At 57.2% G+C, this 16,576-nt stretch carries 13 protein-coding genes; 11 read left to right on the top strand and 2 right to left on the bottom strand.

Annotated features, from left to right (window positions below):
* Positions 1–7 precede the first annotated feature (7 nt).
* The gene (tssI, locus tag BMZ10_RS01460; protein ID WP_093458291.1) at positions 8–1,861 is read right to left on the bottom strand and encodes a type VI secretion system Vgr family protein; all 1,854 of its coding nucleotides are present in this window, start codon (positions 1,859–1,861) and stop codon (positions 8–10) included.
* 737 nt (positions 1,862–2,598) lie between these two features.
* Here tssI and BMZ10_RS01455 point away from each other — a divergent pair.
* The 4 genes from BMZ10_RS01455 to BMZ10_RS01435 all read left to right on the top strand — a co-directional run bounded on the left by BMZ10_RS01455 (position 2,599) and on the right by BMZ10_RS01435 (position 5,943).
* The gene (locus tag BMZ10_RS01455; RefSeq protein ID WP_093458290.1) at positions 2,599–4,065 is read left to right on the top strand and encodes a DUF6861 domain-containing protein; all 1,467 of its coding nucleotides are present in this window, start codon (positions 2,599–2,601) and stop codon (positions 4,063–4,065) included.
* Between the two features lie 2 nt (positions 4,066–4,067).
* Positions 4,068–4,385, top strand: a complete 318-nt coding sequence (locus BMZ10_RS01450; protein ID WP_093458289.1) for a hypothetical protein — start codon at positions 4,068–4,070, stop codon at positions 4,383–4,385.
* Positions 4,386–4,646: 261 nt separating this feature from the next.
* On the top strand, positions 4,647–5,177 hold the full coding sequence (locus BMZ10_RS01445; RefSeq protein WP_093458288.1) for a hypothetical protein: 531 nt from the start codon (positions 4,647–4,649) through the stop codon (positions 5,175–5,177).
* Positions 5,178–5,619: 442 nt separating this feature from the next.
* Positions 5,620–5,943, top strand: a complete 324-nt coding sequence (locus BMZ10_RS01435; protein WP_093458286.1) for an immunity protein Tsi6 family protein — start codon at positions 5,620–5,622, stop codon at positions 5,941–5,943.
* Positions 5,944–6,067: 124 nt separating this feature from the next.
* Here the strand turns inward: BMZ10_RS01435 and BMZ10_RS01430 are convergent, their stop codons facing one another.
* Positions 6,068–7,003 (bottom strand): DUF6508 domain-containing protein, encoded by a 936-nt coding sequence (locus BMZ10_RS01430; RefSeq protein WP_093458285.1) that lies wholly within the window; start codon positions 7,001–7,003, stop codon positions 6,068–6,070.
* Positions 7,004–7,700: 697 nt separating this feature from the next.
* Between BMZ10_RS01430 and BMZ10_RS01425 the strand changes: the two genes are divergently transcribed.
* The 7 genes from BMZ10_RS01425 to tssH all read left to right on the top strand — a co-directional run bounded on the left by BMZ10_RS01425 (position 7,701) and on the right by tssH (position 16,537).
* Entirely contained in the window at positions 7,701–8,450 is a 750-nt protein-coding gene (locus BMZ10_RS01425; RefSeq protein WP_093458284.1) for a hypothetical protein, read from the top strand.
* A gap of 68 nt (positions 8,451–8,518) precedes the next feature.
* Positions 8,519–9,052 (top strand): type VI secretion system contractile sheath small subunit, encoded by a 534-nt coding sequence (gene tssB, locus BMZ10_RS01420; RefSeq protein ID WP_093458283.1) that lies wholly within the window; start codon positions 8,519–8,521, stop codon positions 9,050–9,052.
* Between the two features lie 14 nt (positions 9,053–9,066).
* On the top strand, positions 9,067–10,569 hold the full coding sequence (tssC, locus tag BMZ10_RS01415) for a type VI secretion system contractile sheath large subunit (protein ID WP_093458282.1): 1,503 nt from the start codon (positions 9,067–9,069) through the stop codon (positions 10,567–10,569).
* 25 nt (positions 10,570–10,594) lie between these two features.
* Positions 10,595–11,077 (top strand): type VI secretion system baseplate subunit TssE, encoded by a 483-nt coding sequence (gene tssE / locus BMZ10_RS01410; protein WP_093458281.1) that lies wholly within the window; start codon positions 10,595–10,597, stop codon positions 11,075–11,077.
* Entirely contained in the window at positions 11,077–12,909 is a 1,833-nt protein-coding gene (gene tssF, locus BMZ10_RS01405; RefSeq protein ID WP_093458280.1) for a type VI secretion system baseplate subunit TssF, read from the top strand. Before tssE ends, tssF begins: the two co-directional genes overlap by 1 nt.
* A complete protein-coding gene (gene tssG, locus BMZ10_RS01400; protein ID WP_093458279.1) occupies positions 12,873–13,943 on the top strand; it encodes a type VI secretion system baseplate subunit TssG in 1,071 nt (356 codons plus the stop codon). The genes tssF and tssG overlap by 37 nt, the downstream gene beginning before the upstream one ends.
* The gene (gene tssH, locus BMZ10_RS01395) at positions 13,940–16,537 is read left to right on the top strand and encodes a type VI secretion system ATPase TssH (protein ID WP_093458278.1); all 2,598 of its coding nucleotides are present in this window, start codon (positions 13,940–13,942) and stop codon (positions 16,535–16,537) included. The genes tssG and tssH overlap by 4 nt, the downstream gene beginning before the upstream one ends.
* Positions 16,538–16,576 lie beyond the last annotated feature (39 nt).

Here is a 16,576-nt window from a genome sequence, read left to right as displayed (position 1 = left end):
TCACACCTTAATCGTTGACGCGCACTGGCGCGCCGGTGATTTGCGTCGTACCAGTGCTCACCGTTGAAATCGTGTTGCCTTTGATCTCGATTCCATCAGGCGTCAGCGTAATGCTGCTCTCGCCCACCTGAAGAATGATGTGCTGCTTGGCACTGACCTGGATGAACTGGTTGTCGACCTGAATCGTCAACGAGCCTTCCTGCACGTTCATCACCGTGTCTTTCTTGATCGTCTCGGTGTGAGTGCCGCCCACGGTAATGGTCCGGTTCGCGCCGACGTGATGGCTCTCGTCGACCTCGATCTCGGTGTCCATGTTGCGTTCGGCGTGCATGATGATCTGCTCGGCGCCGGACTTGTCTTCGAAACGGAAGAAGTTCGCAGTGCCGCCGTCGCCCTTCATCGACCGCGTCAAAAACCCGCTCTGCGTTTTGTTCGCCGGCAGCGACCACGGCGGGGTGTTCTGGCTGTTGTAGAGGCTGCCCATGATCAGCGGGCGGTCGGGGTTGCCGTCGAGGAAGACGACCACGACTTCGTCACCCACACGCGGGATCTGGATGCTGCCGAAACCGCCGCTGGCGCCGGATTGGGCGACGCGCACCCAGCAGGAGCTGTGGTCGTTGTACTGGCCATTGCGATCCCAGTGGAACTGGATTTTTACCCGACCCAATTCGTCGGTGAAGATTTCTTCGCCGGGCGGACCGACGATGATGGCGGTCTGCGGGCCGGGAATCGTCGGGCGCGGCGTGGACAGTTGCGGACGAAACGGGATCTTTTTGCGCACGCAGGTGAAGGTGTTGTAGTAGCTCGCGGGATGACCGTTGAGGTAGTTGTTGTGGCCTTCGCTTTCAACGCCCATGAGCAGAAACTGACGGTCTTCGGCCGAGCCTTGATCGTGGTCGTAATGCTGCAACAACTCGAAAGTGTAGCCAGGCTTCATCGCACGGCAGTTGCTCGCGCCGCTGAAGCTTTTGCCCTTGAGTTCCAGCGCTTCGACCCGCAGACGCACCAGCGCCTCGCCCTCGTCATAGGTGCCGTGGGTGTACTGGCCGGGGAAGTCGTAGATCTCGAAGTTCTCGACATTGCCCTGCTTGTTCAGGCTGTTCATTGTCACCGGCAGCCGGTTGTTCGGCTGGCGGTAATCGAAGGTCTGGACGGCGATCTTGCCGGACTGCAGTTGGCGGTTGCCGCTCCATTGAGTAATGGAGTCTGCGGTCTCGGTGACGGAAGCGGTGTGGAAGCGGATCTGCGGCTGTTCAGGCAATGGCACCAGCGTGCTGGAGTCATCGCAGATGATCATGGTGTGGCCTTCGGCGGTGTGCTCGAAGTAGTAAAACATCCCTTCTTCTTCCAGCAGGCGCTGGACGAAATTGAAGTCGGTTTCACGGTATTGGGTGATGTAGGTGTAGCGCTTCTGAGGCTTGGTCAGACGGAACTCATGGCGGGAGAACGCCGGGCAAAGCGCGAACACTTGGGTGACGACTTCCTCGACCGTATTGCCCTGAAAAATCCGCGTGTCGAAGCGGTTTTTGAGCATCGAGAACCAGGGATTCAGCGTTGCGGTATAGCGGGCCATGCCGCCGTCGCTGCCGATGCTGGCGAAGCGCGTGAGATAACCGGCCAGATAACGTGGCGAACCAGAGGCGAGCTCGATTTCGATGGTGACCAACTGGCCCATCATGGACTTGAGCTCAACCCCGGAATCTTCGCAGACCAGCAGCAGTTCAAAGCTGTAGGCCTGCGATAAGCCCTCGCGCCCTTTGAAGGATTCGATGAGCAGTTGCTGCTCAGGATTGGCAAGGTTGTTGAACTTGAACAGACGCCGGTTCTGAGGCGAGAGCAACGCGGCAAGGTCCATCGACATGTGTATCTCCTTGGGGCATGGGGGACAACGCTACCGCCATGCTCAGCAACAACAGGTTACGAGCAACAAGGGATCAAGACCCCTGCAGCACCATCGCTGATTCACCGACTGCGCAGTACTGCAACATGCACCGACTCCGGTAGCCCTGTTCCGAACGCTTCGTAGGACATTAACTACCCGAATGTGTAATCCATATGTCGGCGCAAGATTCGCCGGCGAACTGCGAACAACGATGAATTAAAACCACTGGCAGGCTGCATTCGTCTGGACGCTTCGACGCTCTGCGTACACGCTGGACAATGCGACCGCGAAACAATGTGAAAGTGCCACTAGCGCGCCAGAAAAGCGAACAGAGTCACAGTCTCATAATTGTTACAAGTGTCCGAAAGCGAGGAAGGAGACACTCCCGGGCGGTGTCATGTCAACCCGCTGACCGGTTTTTGCGAAGTCATTCGCAGTGCACCCGTTCACTGTTGGGGTGAGATTGCCGGATATTCAGTCTGGCAAAAGCAGAATAATTCGAGCCATAACAGCGGATTAACGGGCTATATGCGAGAAGTGCTATCCATATGACATCATTGCCGAGTGTAACGCATTTGAGAAAAATGCAGCGCTTCTGGAAATTTAATGTTCAAGTAGCGGTCTGACCGGCACTAGTGGCTACCTGATATCGAGTCATTCGCCGTATCGCGACCCGTCTCCACGACCGGCTCTCAACCAAGGACAGTGATGTGTAAATGGATCTTTTAGCCCACGTGCCCAGTTGGGACGACATCGAACGAAATCTGGACCATAAATTCAGCGAACTGAACCAGAGCGTCAGCCACGGTTTGCAGAGCGCCCATGACGGCTGGGACGGTTTCACCCGCCGAGTCAGTAACGGTGCAAGTCAGGCTTATGGCGCCATGGGCGGCCACCGGATCGACTACGTCCGCCAGGCGATGGCCCTCTCCTACCCGATAGTGCAGAGCGACCTGACGCGCAAGTGGGCGTCGATCAACATTACGGAAATCTTGCCGGTGCTGCTCAAGCTGGTGCAGGACGTAGTGATGATATTGGGGGGAAGCGTTGCGGTGGGCGGCGCGGTTGGAGGCGCAGTCGGCTCCCTTGCTTTTGGCGCGGGTGCGCTGCCGGGAGCAGTAGCCGGTGGCAGCATCGGCTTGCAGGTAGGCAATTTGATACTTGCCACACTAGGTCTCTGGTCAATCACAGGTTATTTCGCCGCGGGTTTACAGCCATGTGCCGAGACATTGTGGGATGGGCTCACTACAGCTTGGCATGCTGAAGAAGGTCTGAAACCACCTGGACTTGATCCTACCGGTGCGTCTGCGGCAACAATTTTGGAACGTACCCAACGAGCCGCCCGGCAGTTAGCCAGAGGGCAGGAACAACTCGTATTGTTGTTACTGACCGCGATAGTGACCTATCTCACTCGTGGTCAGCTTAGGACAGGTGTAACAGGCGCTTTAGATAGCATCGCAACGCGCAGCGCTAAGCTTCAGGCAGAAATATCGAATAGGAAATTCGCGGACTGGTTGGCGCGTAACGAGCGTGCCATTCTGGACGAGCCGGATTTGCAGATGAAGGAAGTAGGGCCGTGGAAGGAGCCAGATCCGCAACTCTTGGCGATGAGGGAATACTACGCAAAGCAAGACCCAGTATTTGTACCCGTAGAAAAGCAAATAAGCCGATTCTCAACGTTTGAAACAATTGGCGTGCAAAACGCTGAAATAGATGCATATCTTGCGACCGCAGAAGGCCGCTCTTATCTCAACCAAGCGGCAGCGGCAGACCCCTCAAAACCATTTAAAACTATTTATGATCGAGTCCGAGTGCAGCTCGCATCAGGCAAAGAGTTGCCAGTAGCGAAAACTATAAACTCACCTTTGATTAAAATCGTCGTTGAGGGCGGTCCTGAGCCTAGCTTCTCGCCCTATTTCACCTCACTTGAAGAGTTTAAAAGAGCAGCCAGTTCTCGAACAACATTAGCTGACGCGTTTGGTCTGCCGTTGAATAGTGAGGGAGTAAAATATACCATCTATAAAATTACACCACTGGAGCCCTCAAAGGTCTACATCAGCGAAGTTGCACAGACAAGCGAACTGGGCGGAGCCATCCTGCGAACCGGCGGCGCAAAGCAGTTTTTAATACCGAATCGTGGGCTTTGGGCTCCAGCCGAAAAAATAGGCACCATAGGAAATTAAAAATGAACATCACCAAACTAAGGAACACTGCTTTGAATCTACAAGACAAACTTGATAAGTATTCAAAATTAGACCCCGAAGCTGCTGCTCTCCATTCCGATTTGAAACCGTTATTGGAGCTCGCAAAGTCGGGAAACTTATCCGAACCAATACAGGTAGGAGCTTTACCTGGCAGGTATCGCTTTACCGAAAGAAATCTTCAACAGTACGGGGAGCTTGAAGACGCATACGCTGATTTTTCGATAGAGGTGACCGGCGGCGAACCAGAGTCGCTGAGGTTATGGATCGAGTCTAGGAATAATGGCCAGGACGGTAAGTAAATGCTATATCGAATACTCTGCCCTATGCAGGAACTCTCGGTAACACTCCAATTTTGACCCAAAGAAATAAAGAGGATGGTGCGTTACAAGCGTGTAATGCGACTATCCATACACGAGCTTAGACCTGATGAGCACCATTCCGATAGACACAATCATTGCTCCATGTCCGCGTTGCTACGCGCCGGGAATAACCGTACACCCTGTATTGGGTTTGATCATCATTGCGGCCGAGTATGCCACTGAAGCACTCTAGAGGATTCTATGATCACAGAACCAGGCGACGTACTTGAACTTGCACTGCAGAATGATGAACTCGACAGATTTCTGGCCGGTGAACCCTTCTATTTTCTCGAAACCAAGAACGATCATGATGATCCTCAGAATGTTATCGTCGCGTTTGACGTGCTCTTCATGCCGCAATTCAAAGCTCGCAATACCGCGCTCCCACAGATGTTCGTTCAAGCTTTGTTAAAGCTGATCGCTAATTATCCAGACCGAAACCGAGCGCTTTCCATGGCGGTCGACTGGGTTTGGTGCTATCGCTATTTTCTCCCAAAAAAACAAGTGCAGCCAGGTGGGCCCTATGCATCGCTCCCAATAATAGACCTGAGTGCTGTTGCCAATGACCTCAAGTCAAGCCTGGAAGAACAGAAAGAGGATCTCATGCGAGACTTACGATGGGCTGGTGCCCTCTGGAATAGCCGTCTTGGCCTATGGGAGCCCTTACTGCGCACCGCCCTCCACGTGAGGGATAAACTTGGCGGACCGGATTTTGTACCGAAGGACAGTTGAGCTGGATTGTACGAAAAACCCCCACATTTGATCGATGACAGGCTAAATAAGCGTTAGCGTGTCGGTAGTAAATACATGGGTACGCATTAGCACTATTTATACCGTCGCACGATACATTGTGGCAAAACATGAAGGTCAAGTATGAAATTCACTGACACTTACGTAAACCGCAAAGAATTCTTTTCTCTCGGCATCGAGGAAAAGTCCGGCAGATTTTATGTCTCTTTTCCGGTAAGCAACCGGTTAACCGATTACGAAGAGTACTACGCAATAGACCAACAGACGTTCGAATGCTTCCAGAACGATGTGGACGCCGCTGTCGAATTCGTAAACCGATGCCGCCGACATGAACTCGACGAACTGTTGATACAGAAACCAGGATGGAACAGAGGCACTGCCATCTAGCGTTTGAATACACGACTGACACCAAGGAACCTGGAATTTGAAAAAAGCCATCGATTACATTGACGACGCCATCAGCATGACGCGGTCGAGACTGGAAACGGGCTCAAGGGACGCCGTGTATTCCGGCCTGCTCTACAACCTTGAATTTCTGAGAAATGTGGTGTTGGGCGTCGAGAAAGACAAAGCTCAACTGCACAGGCTCAAGATCTTTGTCTGGCCGGCAGAGGATTTCCATCGAGATGATCCGGAGCATTCAGATGCACTCGCTATCGCCGACCACATCCGTGACCAGATCGCACGCGGGCTGAAAATCCAGCTACCGGATGGCCAGCCTCCAGAAAGCCTCTCGAACTATCGCTAGGCGACTCAAAACCTGAGCTGGCGTGGCATCGCAACACTTGATGTATGTCTGGACCAAGCATCGACGGGCGCCTGCTGACAAACGAGACTGACGAACTTCATCGATTGCTCTCGACGCTTTACTGTCATTTGATTTCGGCACGCAGCACTTGAAGCCTGCGCAAGATGTTCAGCACATAGCCCTCTTCGATCACCGAGCCGTTGTGCCCATCGCAAAAGCGCTCGCCTCTGAGGCACCAGGTCAACATGCTCTGTATGTCGGCCAGGCTCGCCTGGGCGATATAAGGTTCAATTTCGATCATCAATCCGGCGCCATGTTTTAAGTAATCGAAGTCATTCCAGCATTCCTTGGCGACGGCGCGATAAAAATCCTCGACCACTGCAGCGTAAATAGGCCAATGAGTACCGTCGGGGACCGTGTAGGTTTTGATGGCAACGCCATTGGGGTAAAGGCGTGGCAAAAACGAAAGCAATTCGTCCATGTCTGTACGCTGAGGGAGGGGCTCACTGGGCAACCGGACGTCCTGCATGCCGCGCATCAACAGCACGTTGCCAGATTGCAGTTCAGGGGTGAAGGCACGAACGTAAAGGTCAAAAGACTGGATCTGATCACGCGTCAATTCGTTGTTCGTGTAGGCATGCACGTCCTTTCTGTAACGGCTGAACGCCTCCGACGCGGCGCCATCGGCAAACAGTGAAACCAATGCCGCACACTGCATGAACCAGTAAATGTCCAGAGAATTGTCAGTCCCTTTGGCGTAGCTGAGGTCAAGCGCTTTTGAATGTAAGGCCTGCGCCAGTTCTTGCCCTTGAGCACGGCAAGCGTCGGTCAGCGCTTGGGGATAATGCGCTTGAGCGTGGTCGATGAACGCCAGATAGCGACTGCGTAATGCCTCATTTTCCCGGCCCAGCGGCGGGCACCCGGGCGGCGGCACGGACAAGGGCTGGCGCACCTCGTACGCCGATAACCCGCTCAAGTTCTCCTGCACACGGTTCGCCTGCGACGCTATAACAGGTTCCTTGCGACTCAAAAAAGCGCTGACGCGACGCAACCATTGCATGGGTAAAACTCCTGTGACGTATTCGCTGCTACCCGGCGATGTCGATCCATGCCGAGGCTTCAACGAGCTCTCTGGCGGGCTTCAACCCAACACGCAAAACCAGTTAGCTCGATGGCGGCGTTATACCTTGATGCCAATCCCTGCGTAACCCGCACCTCGCAACAACACTCGTTTTTCGACTCGAATGCGGCTGTCGTCCGACCGGCCGAGCGCCTCGCCACCGCCCCTATTGCCATCATCAACGCCTCCCCAAAAAACAAAGGTCATCCCTTAGTTGGCGCTCATCCGTAACGTGCGAGGTGAACCGGTTCACCTTTTTCATCTTTTATTCCCAAATCGTTATGGGATCCAAAAAACCGCCACAGCCCTTGATTCATAAGGCCTGCAGCGATGTTCATGTGTATCGGAATTGTAACTAGTAGCACTCGGACATCATTGCGATGTGTAACAGAAACGAGAAAAACTTGGCGTCTGTAGGAACTTTCCTACGCGAAATGGTGCCTGAGCTGACGCTACTGGCTAGTCAATATCGATTTGCTAGCACCCCACTTCCACCTATTGTGCGACGCAGTTTCCGCGACGTTGTTTGTCCGGTCTGACTTCTCGAGCAGGTGTGCCGGTTGAGAAATGTGTAGCCCTTTCATTGCCCTGTTGTTGGTCGGCAAGTCTGGAGAAAGGGTTCAAGGATGATGTATCGATGACTCAGACGTTTGATGTAGAAGCATTGATCAAGCTGCGAAGCCAGACGCGGGCTATTTCCGACGCGCTCAAAGCGCAGGCTTCGGATTATCTGGCGACGCTGTCATTGCTGATACGCCCGCAAACGCTGTTTGGCGAATACCTGCAAGGCGCCCAGCGCAGCAGTGGTCGTGAAACCCAGCATCACTTCAAAGAACTCAAAGAGCTGTACGACAGAATTGGCGCGGCGTCTCCGTTCCAATTGGTCAATGAAATGGAAGTGCCGCTGAACCTCATCAGCACCACCCCCGAATTGTTTCCACTGGAATACGACAAGGTGCTGGAACAGAGCGGCCAGACCATTCGAATCACCAGCCCGACGCGCTGGGTAGTGGGCTTTAACTCATTCGATCTGGCGCAGTTCCGCAAGGTCATCAAGGACCCGAACCGCAGCAGTGCCGAGCTGTATCGCTTCGTCGTGCATTACCTGGTGCTGTTCTATTGCATCAGTAAATCACCGGGCCTCGGCCGCCTGTTCGAAGGGCTGCGCTTCCCGGTCAGTTTCGAGCGGTTTAAAGATTTCGGCGACCTGCCCTTCTGCGTGATCAGCTCGCCGGTGCGCTCGACGCTGCCGGACGACTCGGTCATTCGCAGCAGCACCCAGATCGCCGGCAACACCAGTTTCGAGGAGCTGGTGGGCCACGACAGCATCATGGAAATGAAAGATGAGATTCGTCAGCGCCTGCTGATGACGATCGAAGGACTGTAACGCGGCCGGCTCATCGTCGGGCCGACACGCAAACGAATTGCAGCGAGTCACTCGCACAGGAGATCACGATGGCGAAGAAGGAAAGTACCCAGCACAAACTCGACCGCGTTCGCGCCCCTCGGGTTCATATCACTTACGACGTGGACATCGGCGACGCTCAGGAAAAGAAAGAGCTGCCCTTTGTCGTCGGCGTGCTGGGCGATTTCTCCGGCAATCCGCTGGAGCCTTTGCCAAAGCTCAAGGACCGCAAGTTCATCTTCATCGACCGTGACAACTTCAACGGCGTGCTCAAGGGCATCAAGCCGCGTCTGGCGTATCGGGTCGACAACACGCTGGCCAAGAACGGCACGCAGCTGGGTGTCGAGCTCAACTTCAACACCCTGGAAGACTTCGAACCGCAGAACGTGGTCAAGCAGGTCGAACCGCTGCGCAAGCTGCTGGAGGTCCGCAACAAACTGGCCGACCTGCGCAACAAGATGGGCGGCAACGACAAGCTCGAAGAGCTGCTGATGGACGTGTTGCAGAACACCGAAAAGCTGAAAACGCTGGGCAAGGAATTCGGCCGTGAAGCCGCTGTGCCAGCCACCGACGCCAAAGAGTAAGCAGGAGCTCGACGATGAACGATAAACAAACCGTAGCTCAGCAGGACGCCGATCTGGTTGAAGTGGAAAACTTCGCGCCACAGTCCTCGCTGCTCGACAGCATCATTTCCGAAAGCCGCGTCGCCCGTTCCGAAACCGAGCGCACCCGCACCCGCGATCTGATTGGTGAGTTGGTGGGTCAGGTCCTCGAAGGCGAGATGACGCCGAGCAAAGACCTGATTGCCGTGCTCGATGCCCGGATCGCCGAAATCGACTCGATGCTCTCCGAGCAGATGAACGAGATCATGCACGCTCGCGAATTTCAGCAGCTGGAAGCATCGTGGCGCGGCCTGAAATATCAGGTCGATCAGACCGAAACCAGCACCACGCTGAAGATTCACCTGCTCAACGCCTCGAAAAAAGACCTGGTGCGCGACCTCAAGGCGTCCTCGGAATTCGACCAGAGCGCGCTGTTCAAGAAGATCTACGAAGAAGAGTACGGCACCTTCGGTGGCGCGCCGTTCGGCATGCTGCTGGGCGATTACGAATTCAACCGCAACCCGGAAGACATGTACCTGCTCGAAGAGATTTCCCACGTCGCGGCAGCGGCCCATGCGCCGTTCATTTCCGCGGCATCGCCTGAGCTGTTCGGCTGGGACTCGTTCACCGACATGTCGGGCCCGCGTGACCTGGCGAAGATTTTCGACACCGTCGAATACGCCAAGTGGAAGTCCTTCCGTAACTCCGAAGACTCTCGCTACGTCGGCCTGACCCTGCCCCACGTGTTAGGTCGTCTGCCGTACGGGCCAGATACCACGCCGGTGGAGGAATTCAACTTCGTCGAAAGCGTCGACGGTCGCGACCACAACAAATACCTGTGGATGAACGCCGCCTACGCCCTGGGCACACGCGTGACCGATGCGTTCTCCCGTTACGGCTGGTGCGTGGCGATTCGCGGCGTCGAAGGCGGCGGTCTGGTGGAAGGCCTGCCGACCCACACGTTCAAGACCGACGATGGCGAAATTGCCCTCAAGTGCCCGACCGAAATCGCGATCACCGACCGCCGTGAAAAAGAGCTGTCGGACCTGGGTTTCATTCCGCTGGTGCACTGCAAGGGCACTGACTACGCCGCGTTCTTCGGCACGCAGTCGACGCAGAAACAGAAGCAGTACAACACCGATATCGCCAACGCCAACGCGCGGCTTTCGGCACAGCTGCAGTACATCTTCGCCACCTCGCGTATCGCTCACTACATGAAAGCGATCATGCGCGACAAGGTCGGCAGCTTCGCTTCGCGCAAGGACGTCGAGTTGTTCCTGAACAAGTGGCTGTCCAGCTACGTGCTGCTCGACGACACCGCAAGCCAGGAAGCCAAGGCCAAGTTCCCGCTGCGCGAAGCGCGTGCCGAGGTCTTTGAAGTGCCTGGCAAGCCGGGCGTCTACAAGGCCGTGACGTACCTGCGCCCGCACTATCAACTGGACGAACTGACCGCGTCCCTGCGCCTGGTTGCAGAGTTGCCGCAATCCACACGCGGCTGATCGATGTCGTTGCCAGGGAGGCAATATGAGTAGCCAACACAAGCTGTTGCCGTCACTGCTGGACCGGTTGCTGGACGACCGTCCGCACCAATCCATCGAAGCGTCATCGCAACGCTTGTGTTCGCTGGCCGATTACAAGGCCAGCATCGTCCGTGACCTGGAGATTCTGGTGAACACTCGCCAGTCTCTGGTCGCCGAAGAGCTCAACGGCTTCGCCCAGTTGAGCGGCACGATCCTCGATTACGGCATGCCCGATTTCACCAGCAAGAGTGTGCTCGACCCGCAGGATCGCCTGCTGATTCAGCGCCAGCTGGAGAAGGCGATTTCAGTGGGCGACCGGCGCTTTCGCAGCGTGAAAGTACAATTGTTGGCCCAACAGACCGGCCAACGCATGCTGACCTTTCGGGTCGACGCCGTACTGCGCCTGCAGGATGTGTCGCGTCAGGTTTCATTTGACGCGGTGCTGCAGGTCAACACCCAGGAATACAAAGTACAGAACCTCAACTGATGCTCGACGACCTGCTCCCCTATTACGAAAAGGAACTGTCGCACCTGCGCTTTTTGGGCCAGGAGTTCGCGAGCCAGTATCCGAAAATCGCTTCACGGTTGCTCATCGAGGGCGATAACTGTGAAGACCCGCATACCGAACGTCTGATCGAAGCGTTTTCGTTTCTGGCAGCCCGCGTCCACAAAAAACTGGACGACGAGTTTCCGGAGATCGTCGAGTCGTTCCTCGAGGTGCTGTACCCGCACTACCTGCGCCCTACCCCGTCGATGTCCATCGTCGAGTTCAGCATGGGCAAGAACGAAAAAGTCACTGAAGCCTATCGCGTCGCCCGGCATACCGAGATTCGCGCCAACCCGGTGGACGGTGTGGTGTGCAAATTCCGCACGTGCTACCCGGTGGAGCTCTGGCCAATCGCGGTGCAACAGGCCTCCTTCGTCGAGATGGAACGTTCGGCCTTCAACGGCCACAGCGCCGATCTGGTGGCCCACCTGCGTATCGGTCTGGGCACGACCACCGACGCGCTGTTCGGCCAGATGGAAATGGACAGCCTGCGGTTCTTCCTCGATGGCGAAAGCACGTTGATGCTGCAGCTGTATGAGTTGCTGTTCAACAACCTCGCCAAGGCGACGGTCACTTTCGAGGACGAAGGTCGCAGCCGGGAAGTGGCGCTGCCGGCCGGCGCGCTCAAAGCCGTAGGTTATGGGCTGGACGAAGGTCTGGTGGATTACTCCGAACGCTCGTTTCTGGGGTATCGCCTGCTGCATGAATACTTCACCTTCCCGGACAAATTCATGTTTTTCGACCTGTCCGGGTTTGGCCGCATCCTCGCCGGAAAGGCGCTGCAGAAGGTCGAGATCAACTTCTATTTTTCCGACTACGACCTGAACGACCGCCTGGCGCGGCTGACGCAGAACATCGGGCGCGCCAACTTCAAGCTCAACTGCACGCCGATCATCAACCTCTTCCGCCAGCAGGCCGAGCCGATCACGCTGACCCACGCACAGCACGAATACGCCGTCACACCTGATGTGCGTCTGCAGTCGTCCGCCGAAGTCGTGTCCATCGATCGCGTGCGCCGTGTCACGAAACTCGGCGGCATCGATCAGGTTGCGACCTGCCATCCGTTCTTCGAGCCGCGGGCCGATCAAGGGCCAGGCAACAGTTTCTGGATCGCCCGCCGTCGCCCGGTGCAAAACCGTCAGAACGATGGCACGAACATGTTCATCCGGGTCGTCGACCGCGATCTTGAACTGATCAATTCCAGCAACGACACGCTGAGCCTGAAACTGACCTGCAGCAACCGCGACATGCCGCTGATGCTGCCGTTCGGCGGCGAGCGGGGCGATTTCAACATTCCGGCCAGCTCGGTGATCAAGGACATCCGCTGCCTACGCAAGCCTACCGCTTCGGTACGCGTGCCGCTGGGCAATGGCGTGGTCTGGAAGCTGATCTCGCACCTGTCGCTGAACCACATGTCGCTGGTGTCCAAAGGCCGTGAAGTGCTGCTCGAACTGTTGTCGCTGTACAACTACCGCAACACCTCGGCGATCCGTAAGCAGATCAATGGCATCGTCTCGGTCGCCAGCGAGCCGGTGGTCGCTCGCATCGGCCATCCGCGCCCCAATTTCGTTCGCGGCGTCGGCATTACCCTCACCTTCGACGAAAGCCAGTACACCGGCAGCGGTGTGTTCCTGTTCGGCATGGTGCTGGACCATTTTTTCGGCCAGTACTGCTCGATCAACAGCTTTACCCAATTAACCCTACGCACCTTGCAGCGCGAAAAGAGAGTGGTCCAATGGCCCCCGCGAACCGGCGATCAACCCCTGGTCTGATCGACCAGGCACGGGCTGAGCCGCACCGATTCGAGTTCTTTCAATTGGTGCGCCTGCTCCGCCTGCATTACAGCAGGAACGGGCGCATGGACCTGCAGACGCGGCCGCATGAAGATCCGCTGCGCTTTCGTTCGCAGTTGTCACTCAACTTTCCGGCGAGTGAAGTCAGCGACCTGAAGTTCGAGCGCGAAGGCAACGTATCGGCCACCGGCCTGCCACTGTCGGAGGTGCAGGTGACGTTCATGGGGCTGGTCGGCCCGTCCGGCGTCCTGCCGCGTCCTTACACCGAACTGCTGATGGAACGGCACATTCAATACCGCGACGACGCTGCGCACGCTTTTCTCGATCTGTTTTCGCATCGCATGACCACGCTGTTTTACGAGGCCTGGCAAAAGTACAAGTTCTACATCGAGTACGAGCGCACCGGCACGTCGAACTTCGACCGTTACCTGCTCAACCTGGTGGGTTTCGGGCCCCAGGCGCAGAAACAGAAGTTCGGCCCGAATGGCTCGCCGTTGCGTCGGGAGCTGTTCAGCTACTTCTCCGGGATGTTCGCGCAGAAGCCGCGCAACGCACTGAACCTGCAGGCCATGCTCGGCTTTTATTTCTCGCTGCCGTTCAAGGTGAGTCAGTTTGCCGGGCGCTGGCTGAAGCTCGATGTCAACCAGTGGACGCAACTGGGTCGCAAGAATGCCGTCCTCGGACAGAGCGCGGTGGCGGGCAATCGCGTCTGGGATTATCAGTCGTGTGTACGCATCGACATCGGCCCGCTGCAACTGGCCGATTACCAGCGCTTTCAGCCAGGCACACAGGACTACCGGAAACTGGTGGAACTGGTGCGCTTTTACGTCGGCGCCCAACTGGACTTTCAGATCGCGCCCACCCTCGCGCGCCAGGCCGTGCCGCTCGCGCGGCTGGGTCGTCAAGGCAACGTTGCCCTGGGCTGGCTGGGCTGGCTCAAACGCCCGGACGTCGAGGTCGAGCCTTCCCGCTGTGCCGTTTTCCATATTCCTTTTGATGGGGTCTCCCTGTGAACCTGAAGTCGCTGTTCGCCAAGCTCAACGAAACCAGTCGTACAGCCACAGAAGCCGCCGCCGCACTGTGCCTTTCCGAGCATCATTACGACGTTGAAGTCGAGCACCTGTTGTTGCAACTGCTTGAAGGCAACGACAACGACCTGCCGGCCATCCTTCGGCATTACGACGTCATGCCTGAGCGCTTGCAGGCGCAGTTGGTCACGGCGCTGGGCACCTTCAAAAAGGGCAACACCCGCACGCCCGCGCTGTCGCCGCACATCACCCGCATGATCGAACAGGCGTGGCTGCTGGCCTCGATCGAGTTCGGTCAGAGCCAGATTCGCACCGGCTACCTGATTCAGGCCCTGTTGGACGACGATGAGCTGCGCCGCGTCGTGGTCGGCTCGGCCGTCGAACTGGAAAAAATCAACGCCGACGATCTGCGGGTCAACCTCGCAGCGCTGGTCGAATCAAGCCCGGAATCGCGACTGGCCAAGCCCTTGGGCACGTCGGGGGCGAGTGCCGGTCGCCCCCTCGCTGGCAACGGCAAGACGCCTGCGCTGGACCAGTACACCGTCAACCTGACGCAGAGCGCCCGCGAAGGCCGCATCGATCCGGTGCTGGGTCGCGAATTCGAAGTGCGGCAAATGGTGGACATCCTCACTCGTCGTCGGCAGAACAACCCGATCCTCACGGGCGAAGCCGGCGTCGGCAAGACCGCAGTGGTCGAAGGTCTGGCGCTGCGCATCGTGCAGGGTGACGTGCCTTCGGTGCTCAAGGACGTGGCGATCCACACCCTGGACCTGGGCCTGTTGCAGGCCGGCGCCGGCGTGAAGGGAGAATTCGAGAATCGTTTGAAATCGGTCATCGAAGAAACCAAGCGCAGCCTGCACCCGATCATCCTGTTCATCGACGAAGCCCACACGCTGATCGGCTCGGGCGGTCAGGCCGGACAGAACGACGCCGCCAACCTGCTCAAACCTGCGCTGGCCCGTGGTGAATTGCGCACCATCGCGGCCACGACCTGGGCGGAGTACAAGAAGTATTTCGAGAAAGACGCCGCCCTCGCCCGCCGCTTCCAGGTGGTGAAGGTCGAAGAACCGGACGAAGACAAAGCCATTCACATGCTGCGTGGCCTGCTCGGCAAAATGCAGGAGCACCACAAGGTGACGGTGATGGACGAAGCGCTGGTGCAGGCCGTCCGCCTGTCCAATCGCTACATCACCGGACGCCAACTGCCGGACAAAGCGGTCAGCGTGCTGGACACCGCCTGTGCGCGGGTGGCGCTGGCGCAATCGGCCCAACCCGGCGCGCTGGAAGACTGCAAACGCCTCATTGAAAACGTCGAGGCGGAAATCACCGTATTGCAGCAGGAAGCGGCCAAAGGCAGCGATCATGCTCGTCGCCTCGCGGCACTTGGCGAAGAGCTGGGCGTGGCACGGGAGCAACGCGAAGCCCTCGAGCAACAATGGAGACGCGAGCTGGAACTGGTCGAGCAACTTGCCCGCACCAGCGTCAGCGAAACGCCCGATGCCCAGGAGATTTCGGCGTTGCGCGCCGAGCTTGCAGCCGTTCAAGGCGAACAGCCGCTGGTTCACGCGCTGGTGGATGGCGGTACCATTGGCGAAGTGATTTCCGGCTGGACCGGCATCCCCCTGGGCAAGATGCTGCGTGACGAAATCGAGACCGTGCAGCGCCTGCCGGAACTTCTGGGCGAGCGTGTACTGGGCCAGGACCACGCGCTGCTGGAAATCGGCAAGCGCCTCAAGATCTCCCGGGCGCGCATGGAAGATCCGAACAAGCCCATCGGCGTCTTTCTGCTGCTGGGTCCAAGCGGCGTCGGCAAGACCGAAACCGCACTGGCGCTGGCCGACACGCTGTACGGCGGCGAACGCAACGTGATCACCATCAACATGTCCGAGTATCAGGAAGCGCACACCGTCTCCAGCCTCAAGGGCTCGCCGCCGGGTTATGTCGGCTATGGTGAAGGCGGCGTGCTGACCGAAGCGGTACGGCGCAAACCCTACAGCGTCGTGCTGCTCGATGAAGTCGAAAAGGCCCACCCCGATGTGCTGGAGCTGTTTTTCCAGGTCTTCGACAAAGGCGTGCTGGACGACGGCGAAGGTCGCGAGATCAACTTCCGCAACACCGTGATCATCCTTACGTCCAACACCGGCACCGACCGGATCATGCAGTGGTGCCTGAACGCGGCCGAGCAACCGACGCCTGACGAAATCGTCGAGGGCCTGCGCGATGAGTTGAATCAGGTGTTCAAGCCGGCGTTTCTCGGCCGCCTGTCCATCGTCCCTTACTACCCGGTCAAGGACGCGATTCTGCAACGCATCGTCGCCCTGAAGCTGGAGCGCATCCGCAAGCGTTTCGAGCGCAATCATCAGGCCGTGCTCGGCTACGACGAGTCGCTGGTGGCGGCCATTGCAGCACGTTGCACCGAGGTCGACAGCGGCGCGCGCAACATCGACAACATTCTGTCCAAGACGCTCATGCCTGAGCTTGCCCAGCACGTGCTCGAACGCATGGCCCAGGACAAACCGATTCAACGGCTGGACATCGAACTGGGCAGCGACGGCGACTTCGCCTATCGCCTCACCTGATTCGAGCATTCATAGGTAGTAGTCATGAAGATGCACAAC

This window comes from Pseudomonas sp. NFR16 (assembly GCF_900108875.1).
Lineage (GTDB): Bacteria > Pseudomonadota > Gammaproteobacteria > Pseudomonadales > Pseudomonadaceae > Aquipseudomonas.
This window is presented reverse-complemented; position numbering and strand designations above follow the sequence as displayed.

What these genes read in the sequence shown, in the direction of transcription:
- tssI (WP_093458291.1), bottom strand. Translation starts at nt 1,861, where the DNA reads ATGTCGATGGACCTTGCCGCGTTGCTCTCGCCTCAGAACCGGCGTCTG.
- BMZ10_RS01455 (WP_093458290.1), top strand. Translation starts at nt 2,599, where the DNA reads ATGGATCTTTTAGCCCACGTGCCCAGTTGGGACGACATCGAACGAAAT.
- BMZ10_RS01450 (WP_093458289.1), top strand. Translation starts at nt 4,068, where the DNA reads ATGAACATCACCAAACTAAGGAACACTGCTTTGAATCTACAAGACAAA.
- BMZ10_RS01445 (WP_093458288.1), top strand. Translation starts at nt 4,647, where the DNA reads ATGATCACAGAACCAGGCGACGTACTTGAACTTGCACTGCAGAATGAT.
- BMZ10_RS01430 (WP_093458285.1), bottom strand. Translation starts at nt 7,003, where the DNA reads ATGCAATGGTTGCGTCGCGTCAGCGCTTTTTTGAGTCGCAAGGAACCT.
- BMZ10_RS01425 (WP_093458284.1), top strand. Translation starts at nt 7,701, where the DNA reads ATGACTCAGACGTTTGATGTAGAAGCATTGATCAAGCTGCGAAGCCAG.
- tssB (WP_093458283.1), top strand. Translation starts at nt 8,519, where the DNA reads ATGGCGAAGAAGGAAAGTACCCAGCACAAACTCGACCGCGTTCGCGCC.
- tssC (WP_093458282.1), top strand. Translation starts at nt 9,067, where the DNA reads ATGAACGATAAACAAACCGTAGCTCAGCAGGACGCCGATCTGGTTGAA.
- tssE (WP_093458281.1), top strand. Translation starts at nt 10,595, where the DNA reads ATGAGTAGCCAACACAAGCTGTTGCCGTCACTGCTGGACCGGTTGCTG.
- tssF (WP_093458280.1), top strand. Translation starts at nt 11,077, where the DNA reads ATGCTCGACGACCTGCTCCCCTATTACGAAAAGGAACTGTCGCACCTG.
- tssG (WP_093458279.1), top strand. Translation starts at nt 12,873, where the DNA reads ATGGCCCCCGCGAACCGGCGATCAACCCCTGGTCTGATCGACCAGGCA.